The sequence below is a fragment of the Anaerobacillus alkalidiazotrophicus genome, assembly GCF_001866055.1.
This window is the reverse complement of record NZ_MLQS01000016.1, coordinates 20,878-30,893: the sequence shown is the minus strand read 5'-3', so window position 1 is coordinate 30,893 and position 10,016 is coordinate 20,878. Positions and strand designations below refer to the sequence as shown.

Sequence of the window (10,016 nt, the reverse complement as noted above, 5' to 3'; positions counted from 1 at the left end):
AAAAATCGTATGACATGATCAACCTCTTCAACCTTCTTAATGAGCACATCTTTCAATCCTGGCAAATCTATGATAAAATTCACTCACACGCAACCCCAATCTTTTACTTGTTTCTCGTCAATTCAAGTATAAAAGAATTGGTAGGTTGCGTGTTCTTTTTTGCTTCATGGGCTACGCCCATGAAGCAAAAAAGAAGAATATCACCACTAACCTAATTGTTTGGATACCCCAACAATTATTATAGAGCCAAAATGAAATAATATGGTAAGCAGTAACTTTGATAAATCGGGTTGAGATTCTCCTTTAACTAAAAATTCGCATTGGTTTCTCAATTGGAATACCAATGCGAACTTTTATCAAAGGTCGTTCGTGCTCATACCTATAATTAAAACCGCTTACCAGTTAAACTCTGCTAAGTTGTCCAATATTCAAAGTGTAATTACTCTTCTTCTCGTTTTTCTACCCAAAAGTCGATAATTTCACCATCTTTTGCTGTATCAATAACAAAGGAACCGTTACTATAACGATCACTCGGTTTAATTTGGACAACTTCCAATGTTTCTTCAGCACCTTTTACTGTTTTAATATGGGTAATAGATTCATTATTTACTTTCATTAAGGCTAGTAAACGGTGAGGATTATTTTTTAATTCTCTTAACATGATTAATCCACGTTTTGCACGACTTGTTTTATCAAATTCTGTTAAGTTCATCTTTTTAGTAGCTCCACGGTGGGTTATTACAAATAATTGTGTCTTTTCTTCTTGATTAAACATTAAGCCACTAATTACGTAATCACCTGGCTTTAAGTTAATACCTTTAACTCCGGAAGCTCTTTGCCCAACAATACTTATTTCTTCTTCAGTAAACCATAAGCCATACCCGAAATTAGTTGCAATAAACACGTCTTGATTTCCATTAGTGAGATCAACATTAACAACAATATCGTCATCCTTAAGCTTTAATGCCATCAACGGTTTAGAGTAACGTTGTGCTTGATATTCTGAAAGTGGTGTACGTTTTGCCATACCATTTTTCGTAAAGAAAACTAGATATTTATCCTCTGAAAACTCGTTAATTGAAAATGCCTTAAGGATTTCATCACCACGTTCTAGAGGAACAATATTGGCTACGTGCTGTCCTAGATCTTTCCAACGTATATCAGGTAGTTGATGGACTGGAATATATAGATAATTTCCATTAGCGGTAAAAATTAATAACGTGTCTGTTGTATTTGTCTCAAGTTGACCAATAACCCGATCTCCCTCTTTCATTCCGGTAGGGTCACCATTCGAGGCTGCAAACGAACGTACGCTTGTCCGCTTAACATACCCTTCTTTTGTTACTGTTACAATGACATCTTCTGCTGGGACTAAGACTTCAAGGTTAATCTTGATTTCTTCGATTTCCTTCTCAATTACTGTACGACGTTCATCGTTGAAGGTTTTCTTAATAGTAAGTAGGTCCTTCTTTATTACAGAAATAAGTTTTTTCTCGCTTTTTAAGATTGCTGTTAGTTCAGTAATTTTCTTTTCTAATTCATTACTTTCTTTTTGTAAAGTAGTTACATCAGTATTCGTTAGACGATACAACTGTAATGTAACAATTGCCTCAGCTTGAGCTTCTGTGAATTGAAACTTATCTATCAAATTATCTTTTGAGTTCCGCTTATCTTTAGAAGCTCGGATCGTTTCAATCACTTCATCTAAAATCGAAATAGCACGGATTAATCCTTCAACTACATGTTGACGTTCCTCTGCTCTTCTTAACTCAAACGTTGAACGTCTAGTAACCACTTCTTTTTGATGGTTAACGTATGCTTGTAATAATTGTTTCAAACCTAACAAACATGGGCGTTTATTAAAGATTGCTACCATATTAAAGTTATAGGTTACTTGTAGGTCTGTATTTTTATATAAATAATTTAAAATGCCTTCTGCATCAGCATCCTTTTTTAACTCAATAACTATTCGTAATCCTGTACGATCTGTATCATCACGAACTTCGGCAATACCGTCTACTTTTTTATCAAAGCGGATTTCATCCATTTTTTTTACAAGATTTGCTTTAACAATTTCATAAGGAATTTCAGTAATGATTATTTGTTGTTTTCCACCACGAACTGACTCAATTTCAGCCTTACTGCGAACGACTACTTTTCCTTTGCCGGTCTTATAGGCGTTACGAATTCCATCAACACCTTGAATAATTCCGCCAGTTGGAAAGTCAGGGCCCTTAATTATTTCCATAAGTTCATCTAAAGAACAGCTAGGATTCTCCATTTGTAAAATAGCTGCATCAATGACCTCACCAAGTTGATGAGGTGGAATATCTGTTGCATATCCTGCAGATATTCCCGTTGACCCATTCACAAGTAAATTAGGAAACATTGCCGGCAAAACAACAGGCTCTTCTTCTGAATCATCGAAGTTAGGTATAAAATCAACTGTATCTTTTTCAATATCCCTTAGCATCTCAGACGATATTGCAGATAGCCTTGCCTCTGTATAACGCATTGCTGCTGGGGGGTCACCATCAATTGAACCGTTATTACCATGCATTTGAACTAGGCCGTACCGTACTTTCCAGTCTTGACTCATCCGGATCATCGCATCATATACTGATGAATCTCCATGAGGATGATAGTTACCTATAACATTACCAACCGTTTTTGCAGATTTTCTAAACGGTTTTTCAGCCGTATTCCCTTCTCTATGCATAGCATATAAAATTCTTCTTTGAACAGGTTTCAAGCCATCTCTAGCGTCCGGAAGTGCCCGTTCTTGTATGATGTACTTACTATAACGACCAAACCGATCCCCAATAACGTCTTCTAAGGGAAGGTCTAAATACTTATCTCCAATCAACATATTTATTCCTCCTCGGTTAAGATTAGATTTTCATTTTCTAGGATGTTCGTCTCTTCATCTAAACCAAAGGCAACATTTGTTTCAATCCATTTACGGCGGGGTTCAACCTTATCCCCCATTAATGTTGAAACTCGACGTTCAGCTCTAGCAACGTCTTCAATCTTAACACGTATTAATGTTCTAGTTTCTGGATCCATCGTCGTTTCCCAAAGCTGAGTGGCATCCATCTCACCTAAACCTTTATATCGTTGGATTGTGTAGCCTTTACCGACTTTTTTCATGGCATCCTTCAAACCATTTTCGTCCCATGCATATTCAACTACTTCTTTTTTTCCTGATCCTTTACTAACTTTATACAAAGGCGGCAGAGCGATATAAACCTTGCCTGCTTCGATAAGCGGGCGCATATATCGGTAGAAAAATGTAAGTAAAAGCACTTGAATATGGGCACCATCTGTATCGGCATCGGTCATAATAATAATTTTATCGTAATTTATATCATCAACGTTAAAATCAGAACCTACATCAGCACCAATAGCATAAATGATCGTCCGAATTTCTTCGTTCTTCATAATATCAGCAAGTTTTGCTTTTTCCGTATTTATCACTTTACCACGAAGAGGCAATACAGCTTGGAATTTCCGATCACGGCCTTGTTTGGCTGATCCACCTGCTGAATCTCCCTCAACGAGATAAAGTTCATTACGACTAGGGTTTTTCGATTGAGCAGGAGTAAGCTTACCGCTTAATAAACTTTCTTTTCGTTTCGATTTCTTTCCACTACGAGCATCTTCCCTAGCTTTTCTAGCTGCTTCTCTTGCTTGAGCAGCTTTTATCGACTTTTTGATTAACAGTGAACTAATATCCGGATTTTCCTCAAGAAAAAAGGAAAGTTGTTCACTAACAACTGCGTCAACAGCTGAACGACCCTCTGGAGTTCCAAGTTTCCCTTTCGTTTGACCTTCAAACTGTAGTTTTTCCTCTGGTACTCGTACAGAAACAATCGCTGTGAAGCCTTCTCTTATGTCTGAACCATCTAGGTTTTTATCTTTTTCTTTTAATAGAGCCGTCTTACGAGCATATTCGTTAATAATTCTCGTCATAGCAGTTTTGGCACCTAGCTCATGAGTTCCCCCATCTTTCGTACGTACGTTGTTTACGAAAGAGAGGACATTTTCTGTATACCCATCGTTAAATTGGAACGAAAATTCAACCTCAATGTTTTGGTTTTTCCCTTGAAAAAAGGTAACAGGATGAAGTGTTTCTTTATCTTCATTTAAGTATTCAACAAAGGCTTCAATTCCACTTTCGTAATGAAACGTTTCTTGTTGACCTTCTTTACCAGTTCTTGTATCTTTTAATTGAATCTTCAAACCTTTTAATAGAAAAGCAGCTTCACGCAAACGTTCCGTTAATGTTTCGAAATTGTAAGTGGTCGTACTAAAAATAGTAGGATCAGGTTTAAAGTGAATGGTAGTACCTGTCTTTTTAGTTGTTCCTTTTTTTTCAAGAGTAGTAACAGGTTTACCACCGTTTTCAAAGCGCTGCTTAAAAATAAAACCATCTCGTTTTATCGTTACTTCAAGCCATTCAGAAAGAGCATTTACAACCGATGCACCAACCCCATGTAATCCACCACTCGTAGAATAACCACCTTGACCAAACTTTCCTCCAGCGTGGAGAACAGTTAAGATGATTTCTGGTGTAGGTTTACCCATTTTATGCATTCCAGTAGGCATACCTCGCCCTTCATCTTCAACACTTATACTATTGTCTTTATGGATCGTTACCTTGATTTCATTACCAAATCCAGCTAACGCCTCATCAACAGCGTTATCAACGATCTCATAAACTAGATGATGTAATCCCCTAGAGTCTGTACTACCAATGTACATCCCTGGTCTTTTTCTTACAGCCTCAAGTCCTTCTAATACTTGAATGGCATCATCGTTATAATCAAATTTTGCTTTAGTTGCCAAGAAGATAGACTCCCTTCATAAACTCCATGTAATATTTGAAACATGTTATTCCGTCAAAATATCATGTTAATTTCTAAATCCTTATACTTTCATCACTATTTAGCGTAAACTTACTTACGTTTTTTAAACACGATTAAAGTTAAATGGCGCGTAAATACATTACGTTATTATAAAATTGCAGTTTCTTGTAGAATAAATATAATACGAACAAGCGTTTCTTTCAAGACGTCTTTTTCACTAGTATTAAATTCCGTTTAGCTCCTGTCCTTATTTACAATAGCGTTTAAATCCTTATTTTTCAAGCTTGATTTACGATAAAACACAAAAAAAACCCTATATTTTTACAAAAAATAAGAGGTTTTTTCTACAAAACATACTTATGTAATTTTAACGAAAGTTAATAAGATTAAGGGTTTTGATAGCGTTTTCGAACAATTCAAAAAACTCAATTACACAATTTGAATTTATTTCGTCATTGCATGCTCTACCTTAATACAACGATCCATTATAACAGTCATATTATGATCTTTTAAATAATTATACGCTTTATCATTGATGACCCCTAATTGGGCCCAAAATACTTTTGCATTAATTTCTACAGTTTCTCTAGCTATTTCTGGCAGAAACTCACTTTTTCTAAATACATTAACAATATCAACGGGACCTTCAATATCTTTTAAAGTTGGGACAGCTTTTACTCCTAACGCTTCTGTAATAACTGGATTTACTGGAATAATCTCATATCCAGCATTTTGCATAGCCTGAGCAACCATGTAAGATGTACGTTCTGGATTATTCGATAAACCAACAACCGCAATTCTTTTATTCTCTTCTAAAACTTTTTTTATTTCGCTTCTCTCAGGATTAATAATAGACAAATTCTTCACCTCTTCAATTATTTCTTTCTAAATTCTTCTACATGTATTTTATCCAATTATTGGACAAAAATAAAGTATACTAAATTTTTACAAACGTTCTTCATTAGAAAGTGTTGATTTTTTTGTGTTATTGATTACTTCTAGTTAATTAATTTATGATTTATATATCAAATACGGTACGTGAAATTTTATAATGCCGATATTCTATAAAGCTGAACTTCAATCAATGGGAGTTGCATTGTAGATAGAACCACAAACGGTACACGAGCCATTGATACGTTTACTCTTGATGAATTAAATCAATTAGATGCAGGATACGATTTTTCCGATGAGAATGGAATGTAACCTTATAGAGGCCAAAGGATAACAATTCCCACTGTGGAAGAAGCATTTGAACACTTTCGTAGATTTGCACTTAAATATTGAAATTAAAGCCCAATACCCGAAAAATGGACCATCCGAAATTAAAGAAAAACTCGTTAAAAAAATTACAAATTTGGTATGAAAATAAAGTGTTACTTTCTTCTGTTGATCAAACTATTAGTGACAATGTTTGTATATGTAGGTTAAAATGAAAATTATTTTATTTTAACTTATTGGTGCAAAGAGGTGCATTTACAAACAAATTGTGCTGTTATATTAAGTGGACACCAGATCCCTTATTTTAAATAAAAACATAATTTTCGGATTATTTCGGACAGACAATTCGTTATTCTGTCCTGAAATTGAAATTATTTAATGAATTTGATTAAATAAAGGATCTATTGTCTACAAATTGTAAAAAAACGTCCTTTTCCAAAAATAGAGGAATCTCTGTCTTAAAGTGTACTAAGAAATTCAGAAAAAAATTATAGGATATTTACATACATTAATGGGGGCTATCTTGGGGTTTTCAAGAGGTTGTATTTTTGTTGGAGGAGTAAGAGTAGAAATTACTTCGTGTATTTATTTGCATAAGATGATGCTGCATAGGAGTTTGGTTTTATCTTTGGTTGAACTCCGAGTGCCCATATTTGTTCAGTCATTTCTTCAATGAAATACTTTGTCTTACCTCTTTTACCTATATCTAAATGAATTTCAAAAATGAAATCAGCTCCCTCATCACTATATGGAATTAAGAGATCAACCATTGTTGAGATATGTTCTTCTGTAAATTTCGATGCAACCTCTTGACTATACATCGTTTCTAAGTAAATCTTCTCTTTTAAAGATGCAATTCTTCGTGGTACCATAACCTTTTTTAGACATCCCCATGCCCCTCTTCCAACACGGTGAAGATGGATCGTAGTTATAAACTTTGTCCCATGTTGATGAACTTGCGAGTCGGTTCCAACCGCTAAACGATACGTTGCAGTTGGGTCTCGTTTAATAAACTGAAGTAAGCGATCAAAAACTTCATCAAATGTCATTTCTGCTGTTGAAGTATTATAAAATAATAGGTCGTTATTCATGCCATACTCCTTTGTAACGGTTTTTTTGAACAATCCCTTTATTTAATTAATATTCTTAATACAGTTTATCTAGAAGTACAAAATATGTGACTATATAAATTGTAGAATATAGTAAGATAAGCCAAAACAATGTCAACAGCTTAGACTTGCATTTATAGGCAAATTCCTCTCAACTGATATTCCTTTAAATTTATCTTGGCTTGAATCAGAGGTTGTGAGATTTGCAAGACGATTGCTACGTCCAATTACTCCACTCGAGGTTGCTAATCATTTAATGATAAGTGATCGGCACACTCGACGTATCCTACACAAACTAGTTAAATTACAAATATTATGTATAGCAAGCGACAAGGAGCGTGCTCGTGCTTATGTTCTAAAATAGTAAAATCAATTATGTAGAGGACAGAGAATCCGCTATTTCTAGTAATTCACCCAATTTATTATACCTTTCGGACAGAGAATCCCTTATTTAACTTAAATTACAAGAAATCACTAGTTTTAGTACTAAATAACGGAATGTGAGTCCGCATAGATCTTAAATCTCTTATTTTGACAGGAATAACGGAACTAGGGTCCGCCTAATAAAAATCCACTATAATTACGTATTTTTTTATCTTCTCTCCATTATCGAATTTCACTTCAAATTCAAATTCAAACACATTTTCCACTGTTTTTTCTTGTTTAATTTTGAGTATTTGCTTGCGCTAGACAGTTTCCAAGTTAGAAATTTATAAATTATGATTAAATAAAAAAAGAAGCAGGCACAAATTAATGCTACTGCTCCCTTTTTACACATTATAATTCGTAGACTTCCTTATACTTCTTTTCTAAGTATGAAATTAAATATTTTGGCTCTAAGCCTTCACCAGTTATATCTTTAATAATTTCTAAAGGCTGTTTCATCTTACCATACTGGTGAATATTGGTTATCAACCATTGTTTAATCGGTGTAAAATTTCCTTCGTCAAGTAATTGATCAAAGTTTGTTATATCCTTATCCATTTCATTTTTCATTTGAGCTGCATAAATATAACCTAATGCGTACGATGGAAAATAACCGAAGCTCCCACCAGCCCAGTGCACATCTTGAAGAACACCTTCACCATCGTGTGATGGGCGAATTCCTAAGTATTCTTCCATTTTATCATTCCAGATTTCTGGCAGATCTTTCACTTCAATTTCACCATTAATAAGAGCTTTTTCTATTTCATATCGTAAAATAATATGAAGTGAATAAGTCATTTCATCTGCTTCAATACGGATAAGTGATGGACCAGCTACATTAATTGCTTTGTAATAATCTTCTAGGCTGACATCCTCAAATTGTTCACCACTATATTCTTTAAGCAATTGATAATTCTTCTTCCAAAAAGAAAAATTACGTCCTACAAAATTTTCACAAAACAATGATTGAGATTCGTGAATTCCCATTGATGTACCATCACAAAGAGGTGTACCAATTAAGTCTTCTGAAATATTCTGCTCATATAGTGCATGGCCACATTCATGAATTGTACCGAAAATGGCCGTCCGAAAATCCTTTTCATCATATTTGGTTGTTACACGAACATCATTACGATTAATCGCAATTGCAAATGGATGAACCGTCGTGTCTAAACGCCCCGCTTCAAAATCGTATTGTAACTGCCTTAATAACTCAGAACTAAAACCTTGTTGTTTTTCTTTAGGAAAGTGCTCAAACAAAAAATCAGTATGAGGCTGCTTGGGAGATTCAGTAACAGCTTTAACCAAGGGAACTAGCTTTTCCCTTAACTCACCAAATACACGGTCTAATACTTCAACAGTAATCCCAGGCTCATAGTCATCTAAAAGTGCATTATATTTGTTTCCTTCATAGCCAATTCGTTCAACATATTTTCTTAAATAAGCTACTATTTTTTCCAAATACGGAGCAAAGCTATTAAAATCAGCTTTTTCCTTCGCTTCTTCCCATATAGTTTCTGCTTTTGATGTTAGTATCACAAACTCTTTATACTCTTCAGGTGGGATCTTCTTGTTTTTTTCATAATCCCTCTTACACTCTTCTACCAATTTTTTGGTTATATTTGAAATTTCCCCTTTGACCTCAGGATTAGATAATGCTTGTAAATATTCTCCCATTTCCTCTGATACACTCATATTAAAAACATCCGTTGATAGGGTACCTATTGTTTCTGAGCGTTGTTCTACGCCTTTTTTAGGTGCACCTGTACGTAAATCCCAATACATTAAGGAAATAGCTTCATTATAACTTGACATCTTCTTTACATAATTAATAAATGATTTTTCAATTTCAGATATATTTCTTACCATTATTCCACTTCCTTTCTTCACTTGCAGTATGTTAAATTCGATACTTATTTTTCCATTCCTTCTATATCCTAAATATTTTATACAAATTAAACTATTTTCATTAAAAAACTTTTTACAAACATATCATTTTGAAAAAAATAGTTAATATGATATAAAGAAAACGGATAAGTAGTGAGGAGGACAGTTAAAATGGAAATGAGAATTAGTGAAAAAGCTGTAGAATTATATAAAAAAGAAATGGATCTAGTAGCAGGTGATGCGTTAAGGTTATATGTTCGTGTAGGTGGTTGCGGTTCTGGCGGATTTTCAGTCGGTGTAACAAAGGATGAACCTTCCAAAAAGTCATTTATTAAAAGTAAAAGCGGGATAAGATTTTTCGTTGAGGAAGAAGATTTTTGGTATTTAAATGGTATGGTAATCGATTTTGACGAAGATCTTAATTATGTAACTTTTGATAATCCAAACTTGAGAGATGTAGAAAATCCAAACTCAAATTAATAACAGAAAAGCGCAAGGCGCCCGCCTA

Annotated in this window: 6 protein-coding genes; 1 reads left to right on the top strand and 5 read right to left on the bottom strand. The window is 34.3% G+C overall.

The annotated features are described in order from the left end of the window. Positions 1-439 precede the first annotated feature (439 nt). The 5 genes from parC to BKP45_RS10450 form a co-directional block, all read right to left on the bottom strand. Complete coding sequence (parC, locus tag BKP45_RS10470; RefSeq protein ID WP_071389642.1) at positions 440-2,869, bottom strand: DNA topoisomerase IV subunit A; 2,430 nt, start codon at positions 2,867-2,869, stop codon at positions 440-442. Positions 2,870-2,871: 2 nt separating this feature from the next. After that, positions 2,872-4,848, bottom strand: coding sequence for a DNA topoisomerase IV subunit B (gene parE, locus BKP45_RS10465; RefSeq protein ID WP_071389641.1), 1,977 nt, complete (start codon positions 4,846-4,848; stop codon positions 2,872-2,874). 464 nt (positions 4,849-5,312) lie between these two features. Further along, positions 5,313-5,726 carry a CoA-binding protein gene (locus tag BKP45_RS10460; RefSeq protein WP_071389640.1) on the bottom strand — a complete coding sequence of 138 codons (414 nt, stop codon included), beginning with the start codon at positions 5,724-5,726 and terminating at the stop codon, positions 5,313-5,315. 932 nt (positions 5,727-6,658) lie between these two features. Beyond that, positions 6,659-7,177: a ribonuclease H-like YkuK family protein gene (locus BKP45_RS10455; RefSeq protein ID WP_071389639.1), complete on the bottom strand. Its 519-nt coding sequence runs from the start codon at positions 7,175-7,177 to the stop codon at positions 6,659-6,661. Between the two features lie 795 nt (positions 7,178-7,972). Next, positions 7,973-9,490 carry a carboxypeptidase M32 gene (locus BKP45_RS10450; protein ID WP_071389638.1) on the bottom strand — a complete coding sequence of 506 codons (1,518 nt, stop codon included), beginning with the start codon at positions 9,488-9,490 and terminating at the stop codon, positions 7,973-7,975. 189 nt (positions 9,491-9,679) lie between these two features. Between BKP45_RS10450 and BKP45_RS10445 the strand changes: the two genes are divergently transcribed. Continuing rightward, a complete protein-coding gene (locus BKP45_RS10445) occupies positions 9,680-9,988 on the top strand; it encodes a HesB/YadR/YfhF family protein (protein WP_071389637.1) in 309 nt (102 codons plus the stop codon). Positions 9,989-10,016: the final 28 nt, after the last annotated feature.